Here is a 19,408-nt window from a genome sequence, read left to right as displayed (position 1 = left end):
CGTGAAGGTCCTGCTGCTTGGCTCGGGTGGACGTGAGCACGCGCTCGCGTGGAAGCTGTCCCAGAGCCCCCGGCTCACGAAGCTGCTGTGCGCTCCCGGCAACCCGGGCACCGCGCAGTGGGGCACCAACGTGCCGGTGAACGCCGAGTCCCCCGAGGCCGTCGTCGCGCTGGCGCGCGCGGAGAAGGTGGACCTGGTGGTGGTGGGCCCGGAGGCGCCGCTGGTGGCGGGCGTGGCGGATGCGCTCGGTGCCGCGGGCATCCCCTGCTTCGGGCCCGTGGCGGCCGCCGCGCGCATCGAGGGCTCCAAGGCCTTCGCCAAGGAGATCATGGCCGAGGCGGGGGTGCCCACCGCGGCCTTCCGCGTGTTCACGGACGTGGCCGAGGCGGAGGCCTACGCAGTCGCCCAGGGCCGCATCGTGGTGAAGGCGGACGGACTCGCGGCGGGCAAGGGCGTCATCGTGGCGCCGGATGTCGCGACCGCTCGCGAGGGGGTTCGCGCGGTGGGCGCCATGGGCTCGGCGGGCCAGCGCATGGTCCTGGAAGAGCTGCTCGAGGGCGAGGAGGTGTCGCTCATGGCTCTCTGCGACGGCGAGCGCTACGTGCTGCTACCCCTGTCGCAGGACCACAAGCGGGTGGGGGACGGTGACGCGGGCCCCAACACGGGAGGCATGGGCGCGTACTGCCCCGTGCCGTTCCTCACCGGCGACGCGCTCATCGAGGCGGGCGAGCGCGTCATCGCGCCCACGCTGGCGGCGCTGAAGGCGCGCGGCACACCCCTGCGCGGCGTGCTCTACGCCGGGCTGATGCTGACGAAGAGCGGGCCCAAGGTGCTGGAGTTCAACGCGCGCTTCGGAGACCCGGAGACGCAGGTGTTGATGCTCCAGCTCGGCGAGGACCTGCTGCCCCTGCTGGATGCCTGCGCGCGAGGGACGTTGGTGTCGCGCCCGTTGGTTCAGCGGCCCGGGGTGTCGGTGGGCGTGGTGATGGCGGCGGAGGGCTATCCCGAGGCGCCGCGCAAGGGCCAGCGCATCGACGGGCTGGACGCGGTGCCGGCCGACGGCAGGGTGTTCCTGGCGGGCGTGGCGCAGAAGGAAGGCGACCTGGTGACGGCGGGTGGCCGGGTGCTCACGGTGTGCGCGCGGGGCGATGACCTCGTGCAGGCGCGTGAGCGGGCCTACGCGGCCGTGTCGGCGGTGCGCTTCGAGGGCATGCACTTCCGCTCGGACATTGGCGCGCGGGGGCTCCGGGCGAGTCCGTGAAGCTGCTTGCGCGCTACCTGCTCCGGGAGCTGCTGGTCCCCCTCGCGGTGTGGCTGGCGTTCATGTTCCTGTTGCTCTTCGTCATGCAGTTCCTGCGCGGCACGGAGGTGCTGCTTGGATCCGCGGTGACGTTGGGGGACCTGGGGCGGCTCATCGCGTACCTGTCGCCGCACTTCCTGGTGATGGCGCTGCCCATCGCCTTCCTGCTGGCCATCCTGCTGGGGCTGGGGCGGCTGGGCGAGGACCGGGAGTTGACCGCGCTCCAGGCCCTGGGCATCGGGCCCATGCAGCTGCTGGCGGCGCCGCTGGGCGTGGGGTTGGTGCTCAGCGCGCTCATGGGGCTGCTCACGTCCACCGCGGAGCCGTGGGGGCTCACCAGCGTGAAGGAGCTGGTCAACGAGGTCATCCAGAAGAACGTCGCCGGTGACGTGAAGTCCGGCGTGTTCTACGAGGACCTGAGCGACCTGACGCTGTACGCGGAGCGAGTCACGCCCGGGGGCGCATGGACGAACGTCCTGCTCCATGACGACCGTGACCCGAGCGCTCCTTTGCTGGTGCTCGCGCATCGCGGGAAGGTGGGAGCGTCGAAAGGCGAGGGGCTCACCATCGCGCTGGAGGAGGGCGAGGTGCACCGGGCCAATCGCTCTTCAGTGGACTACAGCGTCGTCGGCTTCGAGCGGGCGGAGATGAACGTGGGCATCGGAGGCTCGCTCACGCGGCGCAACCGCTTCCGCTCGCCGAAGGAGGAGCTGACGCCCGTGGAGTTGATCGCCGCGGCCAGGGACGCGGAGGAGCGGCAAGAGGACCCCAAGCCCTTCTTGATGGCGCTGCACAGCCGGTGGGGCAATGCCCTCGCGCCCGTTGCGTTCGCGCTCCTGGCCACGCCGCTCGCCATCGGGCGACGGCAGGCGGGACGGGCCTGGGGCTACTTGCTCACGTTGGGTGGATACGTCCTGTACTACCTGCTGAGCCGCGCGTTCGAGCAGCTCGGCCAGCAGGGGAAGATGCCGGTGCTGCTGTCGGGGCAGCTCGCCAACGTGCTGTTCATGGTGTTGGGCGTGGTGGCGATGGTGCGCGTGAGTCGCTCGGGGACGGTGCGGTGAAGGGCACGCTCTTCGGCTACGTGCTGCGCACGTACCTGCTCAGCTTCGTGGGCATCCTGGCGGGCGTGGTGGCGGTGTTCCTCGTCGTGGACTTCGTCGATCGAGCGAAGGCGTATGGCGGCGAGGGCTGGGTGTGGGACGTGATGAAGCTGTATGGCTACAAGGGGCTGGTGGCCGTGCAGCAGCTCGGGCCCGCGGCGCTGCTGTTGGCCGCGGGGACCACGGTGTCCTCGCTGCGCAAGCGGGGCGAGGTGACGGCGATGCGCGCGCTCACCTTCGGGCCGTCAGCGCTCTATGTCCCGATTGGCGTGTGTGCGGCAGTGGCGTGCGTGGGGCTCGTGTTCTTCGAGGAGCGGGTGGCCACGCATGCCGGGCGCCGCGTGGACGACATCACCACCCAGCGCTTCAATCGCTGGGGCGACTGGGGCCTCTACTACACGCCGAAGCAGTGGTTCCGCCGGGGCAATCAGATCTTCTTCCTGCGGGGGGGGGACGCGCAGGGCGGCTTCGACAACGTCTCTGTCCTCACGCTCACGAAGGACTTCCGGCTGCGCAGTCGGCTGGACGCGGCCCACATGCAGTCCGTGGACGGGACGCGCTGGGAGCTGACGGACGTCATCGAGCGCTCCTTCACGGACGACGGGCACACGCAGGTCCGGCAGGACGCATCCCGCGAAGTGGACCTGGGCGTGGGCGCGCGCACGTTCCGCATCCGTCCGGGGCGGCCCGAGCAGATGCGGGTGCGCGAGCTGCGCGAGCAGGTGGTGGCGCGCGCGGAGGTGGGCCTGGACACGCGCCAGTACGAGCTCGCGATGCACAGCCGCTTTGCCTACTCGCTGGCCGGGCTGCCGGCCGCGCTGCTGGCCGTGGGGCTCGCGCTGCGTACGAGCCGCCGAGGCCACCTGACCGCCGCCATCGTCGAGGGGCTGCTCATCACCGTGGCGATGTGGGGCCTCATCGTCATCTGCCGCACGCTGGTGCTCTCCGAGCGGCTGTCGCCCTCGGTGGCGGCCTGGATGCCGATGTTCTTGTTGTCCGTGGCCGCCGCCGCCCTGTGGCTGCGCGGCGAGGGTTGGGTCCACCTGCCGCGTCGTTGGTTCGCCTTGCGCTAGTCCGCTCCTCCCATCCATCTGGCGGGGGGGCGTTCACGACATCCGCGACGACGGCTGGCGGTGAGGTAGCCTGCGCGGCGCCTCGCGTGGGTGAGGCCCGCCATGAACCCTGAACACCTTCGTCCCTCCAGCGCTCGCCTGGGTCGCCTTGTCTCCTTCGTCCTGGGCCTGTACGCGGTGGGGCTCGTCCTCGCTGAAGCGGTGCTCCAAGCTGGCGCGGTGTTGTGCACGGCGGTGGCGCTCTGGCTCGCGGTGTCGCGACGTCTGCGGCTCGCGTCGGATGTGCGCGCCTTCGTCCTGGCCAGCGTGGCGCTGTGCGGGTGGCAGCTCGTGTCTCCGGCGGTGGCCTTGATGACGGGCGCGGCCTCGAAGTGGCCTCGCGGTGCGCGCTATGGACAGTCGCTCGACACCGTGGCGGGCGCGGCGGTGGCGTGCGTGGGGACGCTGGGCGTGCCGTGGCTCCTGTTGGCGGCCATCGTCGCGGGTGGCTGGCTCGTGGCGGCAGCGCTTGGTTTCTTCCAGCACCGCGTGCGCTGGCCGTGGGAGCCGCCTGGATTCCTCAAGCTCAACCTGTCGCGGCTGCACGAGAACTTCGGCACGGAAGACGAGCCGCGCTATGCCGCCGGGGGCTTCTTCTTCCACCGCCTGCGCTTCGCACACGGCGCCATCGCCGCGCTGGGGCCTGCTCTCGCGGTGCTGGGTGAGGCGCGCTCACTGCGCCGCCGCCTGCTGGCGGGCGCGGTGGTGATGGGCCTGCTCGTCTCTCTCTACGGCGCGTTCGCGCGGGCTGCTCTGGGCGCGGCGCTGGGCGTGTGCGTGCTGGCGCTGCTGCTCCTGTTGCGCGGGACGCCCCGTCGCGCGGGCCTGGTGGTGGCCATGGCGATGGTGGTCGCCGTGGCGGTGACCCCCGCGTGGCGCGAGCGCTTCGCCAAGGCGGTGGACAACCTGTTCGGCAGCGGCGAGCGCTCGCTGGCGATGTCCGTGGGCTGGCAGCTCGTGCGCGAGCATCCGCTCGTGGGCGTGGGCTTCGGCAACCACAAGCCGGCGGCCCTCGCGACGCAGGCGGAGACGGGCATCACGGACCTCCTGGCCACGGACTCCCATAACCTGTGGCTGACGGCCTGGGCGGAGACGGGGCTGGTGGGTCTGGTGTTGCTCGCGCTGATGCACGGGGCCCTGGCGCGCGCGCTGGTTCGCAGGCACCGCGCGGGTTCGCTCGCGGCCACGGGCGCGCTGCTGTCCTTCGTGGGCTTCCACGTGCTGGCGCTGGTGCACTACCTGCCATTCCACCCCAGCGTGCACCTGTCGTTCATGTTCGTCTGGGGCCTGGGATTGGCCGATGGCAGTGAAGTGCTTCGTGGCGAGGCCCACTCCAGCGCGGATGGTCCCCGCGCGTAGCGGTGGACTCAGCCTGGCGTGGTCGCCAGCGCGCGCCGGTAGGTCGCCAGCGTGCGCACCGCGCAGTCGTCCCAGGTGAAGCGCGCGGCGCGCTCGCGCCCCAGCTCGATGAGCTCGCGACGCTGGGGCTCGTCCCGGAGGATGCGCAGCGTCGCGTCCTTCCATGCCTGGACGTCATCTGGGGGCAGGCGCACGGCCGCGTTCCCCACCACTTCGGGCAGCGACGTCGCATCCGCCACGAGCGCGGGACAGCCCGTGGCCATGGCCTCCAGGGCGGGCAGGCCAAATCCCTCGTACTTCGAGGGCAGCAAGAGCGCCGCCGCCGCGCCGTAGAACAGCGGCATGTCGGACTCGGGAAGCTCCTCCAGGTCCACCACGTTCTCGTGCAGCCCCAACTCGTGCGCCACCGCGCCCCGGCCCGCCAGGAGGACCACGGGCACGGGCAGCTCGGGGGCCACGTGCCGCAGGAGGGCGAGGTTCTTGTGGGCCTTGGCGTTGCCCACCGCGGCCACGTAGCGGGCGGGCAGCTCATGGCGCTCGCGGAAGGCCCGCGCCTCGCTGGCGGACGGCGGCTGGAAGCGCGCGTCCACGCCATTGTGGATGACCTGGATGCGATACGGGGACAGGCCCAGGTGACGCGCGAGTTCCTCGCGTGAGAACTCGGACACGGTGAGGAGCGCGGAGGCCCGGCGCGCCCTCGGGCCGACGATCGCGCGGTAGTAGAGGGCCTGGGCGGGCGAGTAGTTCTCCGGCAGCGCGACGTGGTTGGCGTCATGCAGCGTGGCGACCAGCGTGCCGCGCCACAGCAGGGGCAGCGAGAACGACGTCGCGTGGAACAGCCGAGGCGACAGGCGTGCCAGGTCGGCCGCCAGCGCGGGCTGCTCCCAGGGCGAGAGGAACCCCGCCAGCGCGCGGTGCACCGGCATTCGCGGCGTCAGCTCGCCCAGGTCCGTGGGCAGGCCCTCGGGTGGCGCGAGGGCGGCGAAGTGCAGGTCCGGGGCGAGCGCGGGCAGGCGACGCGCCAGCTCCAGCGCGTAGCGCGCGATGCCATGCAAGCGGCCTCGCACCATGCGCAGGTCGATGAGGAGGGTGGCCACACTCCCGCCCTACCACACGGCGGGTGCTCCTGGCGCGCCACGTGCCCCGAGCGCGAACGGGCGGACTGGGGCGGGAAGGGCGGCGCGGCGCGGCGCTGGGTGCTACAAGGCGCGCCCCGTGAAGGTCGCCCTCGTCCACGACTGGCTCGTCACCCACCGCGGCGGAGAGCGCGTCCTCGACGCCCTCTGCGAGCTGTACCCCGACGCGGACCTCTACACCCTCGTCCACCAGCCCGGCAGCCAGCCCCCGCGCATCGAGGAGCGACGCATCATCACGTCCTTCCTCCAGCACATCCCGGGCATCCACGCGCGCTACCGCCACTTCCTCCCACTCTTTCCCCGCGCCATCGAGTCCCTGCGGCTGGAGGGGCGCTACGACCTGGTTCTCTCGTCCAGCCACTGCGTGGCCAAGGGCCTGCGGCACCCGAGCGACGTGCCCCACCTGAGCTACGTGCACGCGCCCATGCGGTACATGTGGGATCTCTTCGATGACTACTTCGGCCCGGGTCGAGCGAGCGTGCCCGTGCGCGCGGCGGCGCGAGCCGTGCGTCCGTACCTCCAGCGGTGGGACCGCACCACGGCGGCGGGCGTGGACCGCTTCGTCGCGAACAGCCGCCACATCGCCGGGAAGATTCGTCGCTTCTGGGGCCGCGAGGCCTCCGTCGTCCACCCGCCGGTGGAACTGGAACGCTTCACGCGGCTGCCGCTGGATGGCGGAGGGCAGGGGGGGTACTTCCTGTGGCTCGGGGCGTTCGCGCCCTACAAGCGGCTCGACGTGGCGCTGGAGGCCTTCCGCCACCTGGACACGCCCTTGTGGGTGGTGGGCACGGGCCAGGAGGCCGCGCGCCTCACCTCTGGACCCTTGCCGCCGCACATCCGCTTCCTGGGCTCCGTGCCAGATGAGGCACTGCCGACCCTCTATCGCGATGCGCGCGCGCTCATCTTCACGCCCGAAGAGGACTTCGGCATCACGCCCCTGGAGGCCCAGGCGACAGGGCGCCCCGTGCTCGCGCTGGGGCGGGGGGGGGCGCTGGAGACCGTGACCGAGCGCACCGGTCTCTTCTTCTCCGAGCAGACCCCCGAGGCCCTCATCGACACCGTGCACCGCTTCGCTGCTTGGGAGCCCGGCTTCCGGGCCGAGGACGCCCGCGCGCAGGCCGAGCGCTTCTCTCGCGCGAGCTTCCAGCGCGGCATCCAGGCCGAGGTCGAGGCGCTCCGCGCCAAAGTGTCCACGCGCGCCCCAGGGGTGTGACAGGGCTGTCCGTCCCCTCCCCAACTTCCCGAGGGTCCCCCGTCATCCCTCACCCCGAGTGCGAGTCGTTCGTCCGGCCAACCCATTGGTTTCACGACGAACGGCATGCTAGGAGGCCCTGCGTATCCGGGCTGTCCAGGAAATGACGGCCCGACGGTCCCAGGGTGTGGGTCTTGCAGGGGGGCAGGCCACTCAAACGGTTTGTTCCCGGGAGCACAGAGGTGTTCGGTCGTCTCCAGCGCTTCTACACGTCCATCAAGGTCGCCGCCGACGTGGTGATGCTCGCGTTGGCGTTCGGGCTTGCCTACGCCACGCGCTTCTCCGGGGTGGTGCCCATCACCGAGGGCATTCCGCCGTGGGACGAGACGCTCGTCTCGTTGTCCATGGTGCTCGTCATCTTCCCGGTGACGTTCCAGCAGGCGCGCCTGTATGCGACGAACCGCTCGCGCACGAACGTGGGCGAGCTGTTCGAGCTCTTCAAGGCCACCATCACCGCCACCCTCATCCTGGTGGCGCTGACGTACTTCGCGCGAGAGCGGTACTCGCGCCTGACGCTGGCCATCTTCGTCCTCTACGCCTTCATCTTCATCTCGCTGTCGCGCCTAGCCTTCCGGTTGGTGCTGAGCGAGGTGCGCCGGCGCGGCTTCAACCTCAAATCCATCCTCGTCATCGGCGCGGGTGAGCTGGGCCACCGCGTCATCGAGACGGTGGAGGGCCACAGGGAGCTGGGCTTCCGCGTGACGGGTCTTTTGACGCTGCGCCCGGAGAAGGTGGGGCAGTGGGTCAACGGCGTGCAGGTCGTTGGCCACGTGGCGGAAGTGGACGCGGTGCTGAATTCGCGGCCGGTGGATCAGGTCATCATCGCGGTGCCGCTGGAGGACCAGGCGCAGGTCAAGCCGCTGATGGAGCAGCTGGCGCTGCGCACGGTGGACGTGAAGGTCGTGCCGGACCTCTACCAGTACATCACGCTGTACGGTGGGTTGGAGGAGTTCGGCGGGCTGCCCATCATCAGCCTTCAGGGCGACCCGATGGATGGCTGGAGCCGCGTGGCCAAGCGCGCCTTCGACATCCTCTTCTCACTGCTGGCGGTCTTGGTGAGCGGGCCATTGATGCTGATGACGGCGTTCGCGGTGAAGCTGACCAGCCGCGGCCCGGTGCTCTACCGCCAGGAGCGCATGGGGATGGATGGACGCACCTTCCCCATCCTCAAGTTCCGCACCATGCGCATCGACGCGGAGGTACAGGGCGCGACGATGGCCTGCGCGGATGATCCGCGTCGCACGCCCATCGGGACGTTCCTGCGCAAGTACTCCATCGACGAGCTGCCGCAGTTCTTCAACGTCCTGCGCGGCGACATGAGCCTCGTGGGGCCTCGCCCCGAGCGCCCCGTGTTCATCGAGGAGTTCAAGCGTCAGATTCCGCGCTACCACCTGCGGCACAAGGTGAAGGCGGGCATCACCGGCTGGGCGCAGGTCAACGGCCTGCGCGGCCAGACTTCCATTCAGAAGCGCATCGAGTACGACCTCTACTATATCGAGAACTGGTCGCTGCTCATGGACCTGAAGATCCTCCTGCGGACCGCGCTGGGAGGCTTCTTGTCGAAGAACGCTTACTGACGGAGTCGCGGGATGCAGATCCAGCAGTGGACGCGGGATGGCTTTGTCATCAGCACAGACCGCGCCCGGGTTGACGTGACGCGCGTGCACCAGTTCCTCCAGACGTCCTATTGGGCGGCGGGCATCCCGTTGGAGGTGGTGCAGCGCGCATGCGCGAACTCGCTGCCGTTCGGGATCTACGCGCGAGACTCGGGCGAACTGGTGGGCTTTGCCCGGGTGACAACGGACTTCGCCACGTTCGCGTACATCGCGGACGTGTTCGTCTCCGAGTCCACCCGAGGCCTCGGGTTGGGCAAGTGGCTGATGACCTGCATCATGGCCCACCCCGAGCTACAGGGCTTGCGGCGGTGGCTCTTGGCCACCCGGGACGCCCACGGGCTGTATGCGCAGTCCGGGTTCAAGCCCCTGGGCAATCCCTCGACCTTCATGGAGGTCAACACGCCGGACCTCTACCGGCGAGGCTCGCCCTGAACCCGAGCGGATTCGCGCGCTCGGAGTGTTCGTGATTTCACGTCGAGCGTACCTCGGGTGGTGAGGCTGTGCCTCCGGCGGACGCGAGCCCGGTGTGGGTGAGCGAGTGGACCAAAGGGGCCAGTATCGGACGCGGGAAGCTGTCTAGAATCGGCCCTCCCATGGCCGAAAAGCTCGGAGCGATCCTGGTCCGCAAGGGCCTCATCACGCAGGCGCAGCTCGACGAGGCGTTGAACTCCCAGCTCATCTACGGCGGCCGGCTGGGGACCCATCTGGTGGAGATGGGGTTGCTGGACATCGACACGCTGGGCATGGCGCTGGGGGAGCAGCTGCGCCTGCCGGTGGCGATGGAGGCGGACTTCGACGTCGTCCCCGAGGCGACGCTCAAGCTGCTGACGGCGGCGCAGGCGGAGAAGCACCTCGCGTTTCCGTTGGGGCAGGAGGGGCGGAGGCTGAAGGTCGCGCTGGCGAGCCCGCTGGAGATCCAACACGTGGACGCCCTGGGGTTCATCACGGGGCTGCGCATCATTCCGCACGTGACGCCTGAGCTTCGGCTCTTCGAGTACCAGCTTCGGCGCTACGGGATTCAGCGGCCGGTGCGCTCGTCGCGGCCGAAGACTGTATCGGCGGCGGCGCGGCGTCCGGCTGCACCGTTGCCAGCCACTCCATCCAGGCCCGCGGCGATGGCGCCCGGCGTGGCGCCTCCAGCCTCGATGCCTCCAGCGCCGGTGCGCGCCGAGCCCGGTGCGGCGGCGATGTTCGGAGGGCTCGCGCCGGGGCAGTTCCTGAGTGATGACGCGGAGCCGGTCGAGGAGGCCGCGGTGCAATGGGCCCCGGAGGCTGGAGACACGGATCCGCTGCGCGCCAGCGGAGGTCCACTCTCGTCATCCGAGGCGATGATCGACTTCACCGAGGATGGTGAGGCGCAGGTCGCGCCGCCTGTGTTGTCGTCTGGGGCCACGGGAGGTCCGCCTGTGCTGTCGCCGGTCGCGGGCTCCAGGCCAGGAGCGCCGCCGCGCCTCGCGCCGTCCGAGCCGCCCCGCACACCCATGGCTCCGCCACCCGCGCGCCCGACTTCGCCCATGCATCCGCCGGGGATGCAGGCGCGCACGGGAGCTCCGGACGCGGCGGCGCCCATCGTGACGGGCGTGATGCCGAGCAGTGGCGCACAGCCGCCGGGGATGCAGGCGCGCGCGGCGGGAGCGCCGAGTCCCGCGGCGCCCCATGCTGCGGGCGCCATTCCGAGCGGATCCGCGCAGCTGTCCGGTGCGCAGTCGCGAGCGATGGGAGGCCAGGACGCATCGGCGCCGCTCGTGACAGGCACCATGTCGAGCGCGTCGTCTCTGCCACCCGGCATGCAGTCTCGCGTGGCGGGAGGGTACGAGTCAGCGGCGCCGAGCCCTGCGGGGGCCGCGTCGAGTGCGGGCGCACCGTCGTCCAGCGTGCAGGCGCGATCGGCGGGCGTACAGGACCCTGCGGCACCCGTCGTGATGGGAGCCATGCCGAGCGGAGCTGGGCAGCCGCCGGGGATGCAGTCGCGAGCGGGTGGACCTCCGGCGGGAGGCGCATCGCGAGCCTCTTCGCCAGGAATGCCCGCTGTCGCGGGGGCGAATCCTGGAGGCCCCCCTCGTCGTCCGTCGTCTCCAGGTCTCAGCCCGGTGGGAGGAGAAGAGCGGGCCTCGGGCATCGCCCAACCTCCCGGGATGACGGCGCGGCCTGGAAGTGCGCCGCCGGGAGCCGCGAGTACTCCGGTCGCGCAAGCGGGAGCGATTCCCCCCGGGATGCGCGCCACTGCTCCCAGCGGACCGCCGCAGCCTCCCGGAATGGCCCCGAAGCCCATCGGGCCACCGCCCACGGCCTCGCGTCCGCCGGGGCCTGTGCAGGGGCCTGCGTCGCGTCCGCTGGGTCCCCCGACGGGGCCGGGGATGCCTCCAGGGAGTGCGCAGCCTCCAGGGATGGCACCGCGTCCATCGGGCCCGCCAGCTGAGGCTGGACGTGTGGCCGGAGCGCCGGGCATGGGAGCTCGGCCCGCGGGCCCCCCGATGCCGCTCGAGGGTGTGCCGTCCGCCATGGCACCTCGTCCAGGTGGGCCTCCGGTGTCTCGGCCTGACAGCAGCCCTCTGAACGCTGGGCTGGGCGCATCCCCCCGCCCAGCGGGTGCCTCGATTCCGTCCCCGGACGCCCATGCATCCGGCCCTGGTTCCGCGCCGCGTGCAGGCGGTCCCCCGATGGCGTCGGCCGATGCCCCGGCGAGCGCTGCCGCACCTGGACTGTCATCGCGTCCTGCCGTGTCCGCGCTGCCTCTGACCGACGCCGCATCGGGGAACGCCCCTCGCCCGGCGAGTCCTCCGATGCCGCTGGCCGAGGCCACGCCCGCTACGCCACCGCGTCCAGGTGTGACAGCGCCGCCTCCGGGGGCGGGCGCACAGGTGCCGAGTGGCGTGCCTCGCGCTGTCGCGGGAACGCCGCCAGGAATGGCGCCTCGGCCGATGGGGCCACCGGAGGCGGGGCGTGCCCTGCCCATGCAGGGCACTCCCGTCGGCGCGAAGCCATCCACCACCTTGGTGCCTGGGCAACTGACGCCGCAAGGCATGCCAGCACCGCAGGGCGCTGGTGTGTTCGCGGGAGACGCAGGAGTGCGTCCCCCCACGGGTTCGCTTCCTCCGGGCGCGCTGCGTCCGGTCGCTCAGCCTGTCTCGGGGCAGGTTCCGCAGCAGCCGCCTCGGGCCATTCCATCTGCGCATGACCCCTCCAGCACGGCGGCACTGCCACCGCTTGAGTCCGGCCCACGCCCCCACGGGACGAGCACACAGCCCCCCAGCGCGTTTCCTCCTGGGGCGCTGACCACTGAGACGGATACAGGAGGCGCACCGCTCGCCCTCCCAACGCACGCCGCTCACGAGGCGGTCATTCCAACGCCTCCGCTGTTCGTGGCGGGCGCCGAGCTGTTGTCGGCCGATGTCATCGAGAGCGAACCGGTGGACCTGCTCGCGCTGGAGCCAATCGAGGACATCGAAGCCCTCGATTCCGATGTCCTCGACATCGACCTGGACAGCGCGCCGGAGGTCCTCGCGGATCCGCAGGACTCCGCGCACGAACCCGTCGCTGTGGCTGGCAAGGCGCGAGCGATTGAACTCGCGCTGCCTCTCGTCGATGGTCACGACGCGCAGTCGCTCGAAGGCGCATCGGCATCCGAAGAGCGCTCCACATGGGCCTCGGCGTTCGATGTTCTGCCGGAGTCTCCATCGCCAGAGTTGCCCGTCGAGTTGTCTGCGACGCTCGCCCCACTAGTTCTGGCTCTGCCGGCGGATGAGCCCGCGGACCTCGTCGGCTCGGAGCCCATTGAGTTCATCGACACGCTGGCAAGCGACTCCGTTGACGCGGATTCGGTCCCGGAGGCCTTCACCGAGCTGTCGTGGGGAGATGCCACTGATTCGGAGCTGAAGGGTATCGACGGTGCCCAGTCCGACGTGTCGAACTTGGAGCTGCCTGCGGACGTGACGGGTGCTGAAGCCGTCCGTGTCGATGAGCCACGGTCTTTTGCAGACGAGACCGGTGAACTGGCACAGCCGTCAACGCTCCCTGTCTCCGAACTCTCGGCGAGCACGGCACAGACGCCGCGAGCGCAGGAGGTCGCCGCGCAGGCTCTCGATGCATCGGTGCCGTCGCAGGAGAAGCCACAGCCCATTTCGGAACGCGACATCGCCAACGAAGCGAATGCCGCAACGCCGGGTGAATCGCTGCTGGCGGATTCAGCGGGTGCCTTCGAGTGGGTCGCTGAATCAGGCATTACGCCTGAGCCCTTCGGATCAACGGAGGACGCCAAGGCCAGCAGCCTTGCCTTCACGGCGGAGTCTGCCCTGCGCTCCGATTCCGGCGCGCCGCTCTCCGAGGAACAGTGGGCATCCGTCCCGCTTCCTGCCATTGCCGTCGAGCCCGACTCGAAACGGAGCAACGCGGTCGACGCTGCTTCGGCCGACGTGTCTCATCTCGTCGATGTCATCGAACCGCCAACTCCGGCTGAACTCTCCGAACTCGTTGGGGAGGGCGCACCGGCTGGAGCGCAATCGCAGGGCGAAGGGGTCGAGCATGTCGACGCCATCGCGCGCTCAGCGGGCAATTCTCACGGCGACGTACCAGGCCGGACGGAGTCCACCAGCCCCGAGCCTGCTGGCGTAGCGGCCATCAGCGCGGTGCCAGGAGTCGAAACGACGCTCGGAGCCACGACCGCCGAGGCTGTGGCCGTTTCGATTGCGCCTCAGGCAGCGCCTCCTGCGCCCCGCGCGGTAGCAGAGTCCACCGCGGAGCGAGACAACGCCGCAGGCAAGACCCAGGTCGAGGCTGTTGCTCACACGTCGGTGGGCGAGAGCACGGGCGTCAAGCACCGGGATGCCTCGACCGATGCACCGGGCCTCATGCCCACGGGCGAAGAGGAACCTGCAACCGCCGCGTCGCCCATCGGAGGAGGTGCACCAGAGCTCGAGCCCTCAGCGCAGCAGGGCTCCACTCCATCTCCCGGTGTCGTGGGGGCAGGAGACGCAAAGGCCACGGGGCACGCTGGAGACACGGCCGCGTCCATCGAGTTGTTCGAAGTGGAGCGCGTGTCTGGCGAGCAGACGGGGGTTGCGACCGCACCCCTCGGACAGCATGACGAAGATCCCGTTGCGCCAGGACCGGATGGAAACGCTGCATCGCCCAGCGGGTTGATCGAAGTCGTGGGACAGGGGGACGACAATGCATCGCCCTCCGAGTCCACACCGTCTGTGAGTGCGCAGGATGTCCAGGGCCTGGCGCACGTGGCGCCTGTCCGGCCAGAGGAGCCCTCGTCCGCAGGGACTTCCGCACAGGGCGCTGAACTCAGTCCCGCCACAGCGGCGACGGAGTCCGAGCCTCCCCACGACGCGCACGCCATGGAGTCCGCGCCCGGAGCGCCGTCGACACCGCACGCGCATCCGAAGTCGGCTCAAGAGACTGGCACCGCAAGTCCAACCGAGCCCCAGTCCCACCCTGCACGCGAGCACATCTCCACGCTCCCGGAAGAGTCGTTCGCGTCGGCGCCCATCGTGGCCATTCAAGACGAGGCCGCCGAGGGACCATCCGCTCACGCGTGGGGCCTGGAGTCCGCTCCGGCCGAGCCCGCTCCCGTCCCCGAGCGGCGCGTTCGCGTGCCCATCGAACTCGATGATCTCGGTCCGGCCTCGGATGAGCCGATGCAGCTCGCCTCGACCTGGGAGTTCGTCGGTTGGCAAGGGCAGGGGGCCGCGGCGCAGGAGCCATCGGAGCCCTCATGGAACGGGCGCGCGGTGGAGCTGGATGCGCCCGCCTCGGTCGCGCACGAGAGTGACGACGTGGCCCTGGCCTCGGCCTGGGACTTCATGCAGCCGTGGCAGCCGCCCGCTGATGGCAACGACGCCGCCATGGCGCTGCTCGCCGCCGCGAGTGCATCGCTGGAGACTCCGACGGAGGGGCCCGCCGTCAGCGCGGACCAACTGCTCTCGGTCCTGGACCGAGTGGGCACGCAGGCACTGGTGGGCAAGCTGCTCCTGGCCTACAGCGCGGGGCGTTTCCGCCGCGCCTTCCTGTTGGGAGAGAGCTTCGGCCTCGCGCGAGTCGGCCGCGCGTGGGGCGCTGGCAGTGAGAGCCCTCAGGTCGCTGCCCTGTCCGTCGACCTGGAGTCGCCGTCCCTGTTCGCCTCGGCGCTGTCGAGCGGGGCTCCTCGCGTGTTCAGCACGCCGGATTGCCCTCAGGACGAGACCATCTTCACGGCGCTGTGCGAGCCCGCGTCGCACCTGCTGGTCGCGCCCCTGCGCGTGCGCGGTCGTCCCGTCGCGTTCTTCGTGGCCGAGCACGGCCCTGCGCCCGTGGCTCCGGAGATGCTCGCGGAGGTCACCCGGGTCGCGGAGAAGGTCACCGCGACGTATGGGCGGCTCCAGCAGCACGAGCGGGCGGGCTGAGCCGCTGAAATGAACAGGGCCCCGGTGGAACACGCCACCGGAGCCCCATCCCTTCTCACCGAGCCGCGAGGACTCAGCTGCACCCGCTCGTGGTGCCGCAGTTCGCGCACTTGTAGCAGGCACCGCTGCGCACCATGATGGCGCCGCACGTGTGGCACGGAGGCGCGTCCGCCTGATTCCGCCACGTGCTGCGCGAGTGCTGCGCGGGGACCTGGACCGCAGCGGGCTCTGCGTGCGCGACCGGCACCGCCGAACCCTGCACGAGCACGGGCAGGACCTCGATCTCGTCCTGGCTCTGCTCCGCGGGCATGAACTTCAGCGCGAGCCACCGGAAGATGTAGTCGGTGATGGACTTCGCGATGGGGATGTCGCGGTTGCCCGTGAAGCCGCTCGGCTCGAAGCGCGTGTGGATGAACTTGTCCACGAGCACGCGCAGCGGAACGCCGTACTGGAGCGCCAGCGACACGCTGGTGGCGAAGCTGTCCATCAGCCCGCTCACCACCGAGCCCTCCTTGGCCATCACGACGAACAGCTCGCCGGCCGTGCCGTCCTCGTACATGCCGACCGTGAGGTAGCCCTCATGGCCGCCGATGGAGAACTTGTGCGTGATGGACTGGCGCTCGTCCGGCAGGCGACGCCGCTGCGCATGGGGTTCGGGCGTGACGGCGGGAGCCACCTCGGGGGCCGCCGGCTGCGGCGCCGCGGCCTGGGTCGAGGTGTTGAGCGGCTGGGTCCGCTTGCAGCCATCGCGATACACCGCGATGGCCTTGAGGCCGCGCTTCCACGCCTCCAGGTACGCCTTCTCGATGTCCTCCACCGTGGCGTCAGTGGGCATGTTCACCGTCTTCGAGATGGCGCCGGAGAGGAACGGCTGGCACGCCTCCATCATCTGGATGTGCCCCATCCACGCGATGCTGCGCTGGCCCTTGGCGGGCTTGAACGCGCAGTCGAACACCGGCAGGTGCTCGCTCTTGAGGAAGGGCGCGCCCTCGATGGTGTCCTGACGGTCGAGGTACGCGACGATGTCGTGCGCCTGCGTCTGCGAATAGCCGAGCTTCTCCAGCGCGAACGGCACCGTCTGGTTGACGATCTTCAGCATCCCGCCGCCCACGAGCTTCTTGTACTTGATGAGCGCGATGTCCGGCTCGATGCCGGTGGTGTCGCAGTCCATCATGAAGCCGATGGTCCCCGTGGGCGCGAGCACCGTCACCTGGCTGTTGCGGAAGCCGTTCTCGGTGCCGAGCGACATCGCCTCGTCCCACGCGTGACGCTGGGCCTCGAACAGCTCCGCGCCCACGCCCTCGGGCTGCACGGCGTAGGCGGCCTTGCGGTGCTTGCGGATGACCCCCAGCATGGGCTCGGCGTTCTTGGCGTAGCCGGCGAACGAGCCCTGCTTGCCCGCGATGCGCGCGCTCATCGCATAGGCCTCGCCACACATGAGCGAGGTGATGGCCGCCGCGTAGTTCCGGCCCGCGGTGGAGTCGTACGGCAGGCCGCTGGCCATCAGCAGCGCGCCCAGGTTGGCGTAGCCCAGCCCGAGGGGGCGGTAGTCGTGGCTGTTCCGCTCGATGCGGTCCGTGGGGTAGCGGCTGAAGCCGACGATGATCTCCTGAGCCAGCAGCACCACGTCCACCGCGTGCTTGAAGGCGGCGACATCGAAGCCACCGTCCAGCGTGCGGAAGTGCATCAGGTTGAGCGACGCCAGGTTGCAAGCCGAGTCATCCAGGAACATGTACTCGGAGCAGGGGTTGGACGCGTGGATGCGCGCCGTGCCCGCGCACGTGTGCCAGGCGTTCACCGTGGTGTCGAACTGGAGACCCGGGTCGCCGCACAGGTGCGCGGCCTCGGAGATCTCCCGGAACAGGTCGCGGGCCCGGTGGGTCTCCAGCGCGCGCCCATCGCGCACCGCGCGTGTCGTCCACGGCGCATCGTTGACCACGGCCTTCATGAAGTCGTCGGTGACGCGCACCGAGTTGTTCGAGTTCTGGAAGAACACCGACGCGTACGCCTCGCCGTTGAACGACGGGTCGTAGCCCGCCTCGATGAGCGCCCAGGCCTTCTTCTCCTCGGTCGCCTTGCAGCGGATGAACTCGAGGATGTCGGGGTGGTCCGCGTTGAGGATGACCATCTTCGCCGCGCGCCGCGTCTTTCCGCCGCTCTTGATGACACCGGCGAACGCGTCGAAACCCTTCATGAACGACACGGGGCCGGACGCGGTGCCACCCCCCGCGAGCAGCTCCTTGCTGCCGCGCAGCGAGGAGAGGTTGCTGCCCGTGCCGCTGCCGTACTTGAAGAGCATGCCCTCGGTCCGCGCCAGCCCGAGGATGGAGTCCATGGAGTCCTCCACGCTGTTGATGAAGCACGCGGAGCACTGCGGCTTCTCCTCCACGCCCACGTTGAACCAGACGGGCGAGTTGAACGCCGCCTTCTGGCGCAAGAGCAGGTGGGTCAGCTCGGCATGGAACGCGTCGCGGTCCGCGTCGCTCGCGAAGTAGCCGCCGTCCACGCCCCAGCGCGTGAGGGTGTCCACCACGCGCGCCACCAACTTGCGCACGCTCGACTCCCGCTCGGGAGTGCCCGGCGTCCCGCGGAAGTACTTCGACGCCACCACGTTCGTCGCCAGCATCGACCAGGGACGCGGAACCTCGAGGTCCCTCTGCTCGAAGACGACCTTGCCGTCCTCGCCGGTGATGCTCGCGCTGCGGTACTCCCACGCCAGCTCATCGGCCGGATCCACGCCGGGCGTCGTGAAGAACCGCTCCACGGTGAGCCCCGTCGCGCCCCCCTCCGCCTTGGCCCTCGTCCTACGCCGCTCCGACCCATTCACCGCGGGGTTCGCGCTCAGCTCCGTCTCCATGTCGCCGGCCTCCAGTGTCCACTCAGAGTGCTGATGCAAAATTTTGCAAAACGCTAATGTCGCGAGATTCCGAGGGTTGTCTCGGTGGTCCGCGAAAGGTTTCGGGGGGCCCGCGTGACGCGCGCGTCACGCGCCCGCGCCGATTGACTGGAGGGGTGCTCGCTCCAGTGAGAGGGGGCCACTCCGGGACCGCCCACGTGGCTTCGTCCGAGGTCCCCGACACCGCCGTCCAGCCCCATTCTTCCACAATATATAGTGCTGGGCATTTGCCTACCCACTGTTTGGAGGGGTGTTTGGACCGGCAAGGAACCGTGCCGGGGCGGCTGGCCGTGAGGCGTGCGGACGGGCAGGGGCGCCGATCTAGAGCGTGCCGGCCGCCGTGGCAATAGCCCCGTTCACCGTCGTGTTGACACGGTGGCGTTGCATGTAACGTCACGCTCGCGCAACTGGTCGTGATCACTCGCGGACGTTTGCTGGATGTCTGGGTGGGCCCAGAAAAGACGAAGGCGGAGCGCTGAAACGTGCCGGGTGGCACGCCAGCGCCCCGCCTGGGGGACCGCGTTGGGGGTGGAGACTTAGCGGCGCTTGCCGAACAGCCGGACCATCGCGAGGAACAGATTCACGAAGTCCAGGTAGAGAATCAGCGCACCGACGATGCTGAGGGTCGCGGCGCTGCTGAAGCCGCTGCTCGCGTGATACTGGCGCAGCTTCTGGTTGTCGTACGCCGTGAGGCCCGCGAAGACGAGGACCGTGGCGCAGGCGGTGACGAAGCCGAGCCCGTCACTGCTCAGGAACAGGTTGACCACGCCCGCGAGCACGATGCCGACGAGCCCGATGAACAGGAAGCTCTTCCACGCATCGAGGTCCTTCTTGGTGAAGGTGCCGTAGAGCGCCATCGCCGCGAAGACACCTCCGGCCAGGAAGAACGCCTGCCCGATGGAGCCCATGGTGTAGACGAGGAAGATGACGGACAGCGTCGTCCCCGTGAGCGCCGAATAGAGGACGAACAGGGCGCCCGCCACCGGGCCGGACAGCCGAGGCGCCAGCCCCGAGAGCGCCAGCACCAGCCCCAACTGCGCGATGATCAGCCCGAAGCGCCATTGCAGGACCGTGGAGAGCCACGCCTGGTTCGCCACCGTCGCGAACGCGGTGGCACCCGTGATCATCAAGCCCACGAACATCCACGCGTACACGCGGGTCATGAACGTGCGCTGCGACTGCTGCATCAACAGCTCGTTCGCCGTCGGTGACTCAGCGGTCTGCCAGCCAGAAGTTTCCCAGGCCATG

The 19,408-nt window shown here is 70.0% G+C and carries 12 protein-coding genes and 1 pseudogene; 9 read left to right on the top strand and 4 right to left on the bottom strand.

Annotated features, from left to right (window positions below):
- Position 1: 1 nt before the first annotated feature.
- From purD to KRR26_RS14870, 4 genes are all read left to right on the top strand, one after another.
- Positions 2-1,261 (top strand): phosphoribosylamine--glycine ligase, encoded by a 1,260-nt coding sequence (gene purD / locus KRR26_RS14885; RefSeq protein WP_120206939.1) that lies wholly within the window; start codon positions 2-4, stop codon positions 1,259-1,261.
- Positions 1,258-2,364 carry an LptF/LptG family permease gene (locus tag KRR26_RS14880; protein ID WP_120206937.1) on the top strand — a complete coding sequence of 369 codons (1,107 nt, stop codon included), beginning with the start codon at positions 1,258-1,260 and terminating at the stop codon, positions 2,362-2,364. Before purD ends, KRR26_RS14880 begins: the two co-directional genes overlap by 4 nt.
- The gene (locus tag KRR26_RS14875) at positions 2,361-3,476 is read left to right on the top strand and encodes an LptF/LptG family permease (RefSeq protein ID WP_217080138.1); all 1,116 of its coding nucleotides are present in this window, start codon (positions 2,361-2,363) and stop codon (positions 3,474-3,476) included. Before KRR26_RS14880 ends, KRR26_RS14875 begins: the two co-directional genes overlap by 4 nt.
- A gap of 102 nt (positions 3,477-3,578) precedes the next feature.
- On the top strand, positions 3,579-4,874 hold the full coding sequence (locus KRR26_RS14870) for an O-antigen ligase family protein (RefSeq protein WP_120206932.1): 1,296 nt from the start codon (positions 3,579-3,581) through the stop codon (positions 4,872-4,874).
- An 8-nt stretch (positions 4,875-4,882) separates the two neighbouring features.
- Here the strand turns inward: KRR26_RS14870 and KRR26_RS14865 are convergent, their stop codons facing one another.
- The gene (locus KRR26_RS14865) at positions 4,883-5,944 is read right to left on the bottom strand and encodes a glycosyltransferase family 4 protein (RefSeq protein WP_217080183.1); all 1,062 of its coding nucleotides are present in this window, start codon (positions 5,942-5,944) and stop codon (positions 4,883-4,885) included.
- 145 nt (positions 5,945-6,089) lie between these two features.
- Here KRR26_RS14865 and KRR26_RS14860 point away from each other — a divergent pair, with 145 nt between their 5' ends.
- The 4 genes and pseudogenes from KRR26_RS14860 to KRR26_RS37830 all read left to right on the top strand — a co-directional run.
- On the top strand, positions 6,090-7,223 hold the full coding sequence (locus KRR26_RS14860) for a glycosyltransferase (RefSeq protein ID WP_217080137.1): 1,134 nt from the start codon (positions 6,090-6,092) through the stop codon (positions 7,221-7,223).
- A gap of 221 nt (positions 7,224-7,444) precedes the next feature.
- Positions 7,445-8,839: an undecaprenyl-phosphate glucose phosphotransferase gene (locus KRR26_RS14855; protein WP_120206928.1), complete on the top strand. Its 1,395-nt coding sequence runs from the start codon at positions 7,445-7,447 to the stop codon at positions 8,837-8,839.
- A 12-nt stretch (positions 8,840-8,851) separates the two neighbouring features.
- The gene (locus KRR26_RS14850; protein ID WP_217080136.1) at positions 8,852-9,310 is read left to right on the top strand and encodes a GNAT family N-acetyltransferase; all 459 of its coding nucleotides are present in this window, start codon (positions 8,852-8,854) and stop codon (positions 9,308-9,310) included.
- Between the two features lie 161 nt (positions 9,311-9,471).
- Positions 9,472-9,840, top strand: a pseudogene (locus tag KRR26_RS37830) (GspE/PulE/PilB domain-containing protein); the annotation flags it as partial.
- 56 nt (positions 9,841-9,896) lie between these two features.
- Here KRR26_RS37830 and KRR26_RS36830 read toward each other — a convergent pair.
- Positions 9,897-10,550, bottom strand: a complete 654-nt coding sequence (locus KRR26_RS36830; protein WP_236068629.1) for a hypothetical protein — start codon at positions 10,548-10,550, stop codon at positions 9,897-9,899.
- 1,690 nt (positions 10,551-12,240) lie between these two features.
- Here KRR26_RS36830 and KRR26_RS36825 point away from each other — a divergent pair.
- Positions 12,241-15,264 carry a hypothetical protein gene (locus tag KRR26_RS36825; protein ID WP_236068628.1) on the top strand — a complete coding sequence of 1,008 codons (3,024 nt, stop codon included), beginning with the start codon at positions 12,241-12,243 and terminating at the stop codon, positions 15,262-15,264.
- Between the two features lie 73 nt (positions 15,265-15,337).
- Here KRR26_RS36825 and KRR26_RS14840 read toward each other — a convergent pair whose 3' ends face one another.
- Both KRR26_RS14840 and KRR26_RS14835 read right to left on the bottom strand, forming a co-directional pair.
- The gene (locus KRR26_RS14840) at positions 15,338-18,121 is read right to left on the bottom strand and encodes a vitamin B12-dependent ribonucleotide reductase (RefSeq protein WP_217080134.1); all 2,784 of its coding nucleotides are present in this window, start codon (positions 18,119-18,121) and stop codon (positions 15,338-15,340) included.
- 575 nt (positions 18,122-18,696) lie between these two features.
- Positions 18,697-19,407: a Bax inhibitor-1/YccA family protein gene (locus KRR26_RS14835; RefSeq protein WP_217080133.1), complete on the bottom strand. Its 711-nt coding sequence runs from the start codon at positions 19,405-19,407 to the stop codon at positions 18,697-18,699.
- Position 19,408: the final 1 nt, after the last annotated feature.

The organism is Citreicoccus inhibens (genome assembly GCF_019039035.1).
GTDB lineage: Bacteria > Myxococcota > Myxococcia > Myxococcales > Myxococcaceae > Citreicoccus > Citreicoccus inhibens.
Note: the sequence above shows the minus strand (reverse complement) of the source record. Positions and strands in the feature narration are given on the sequence as shown.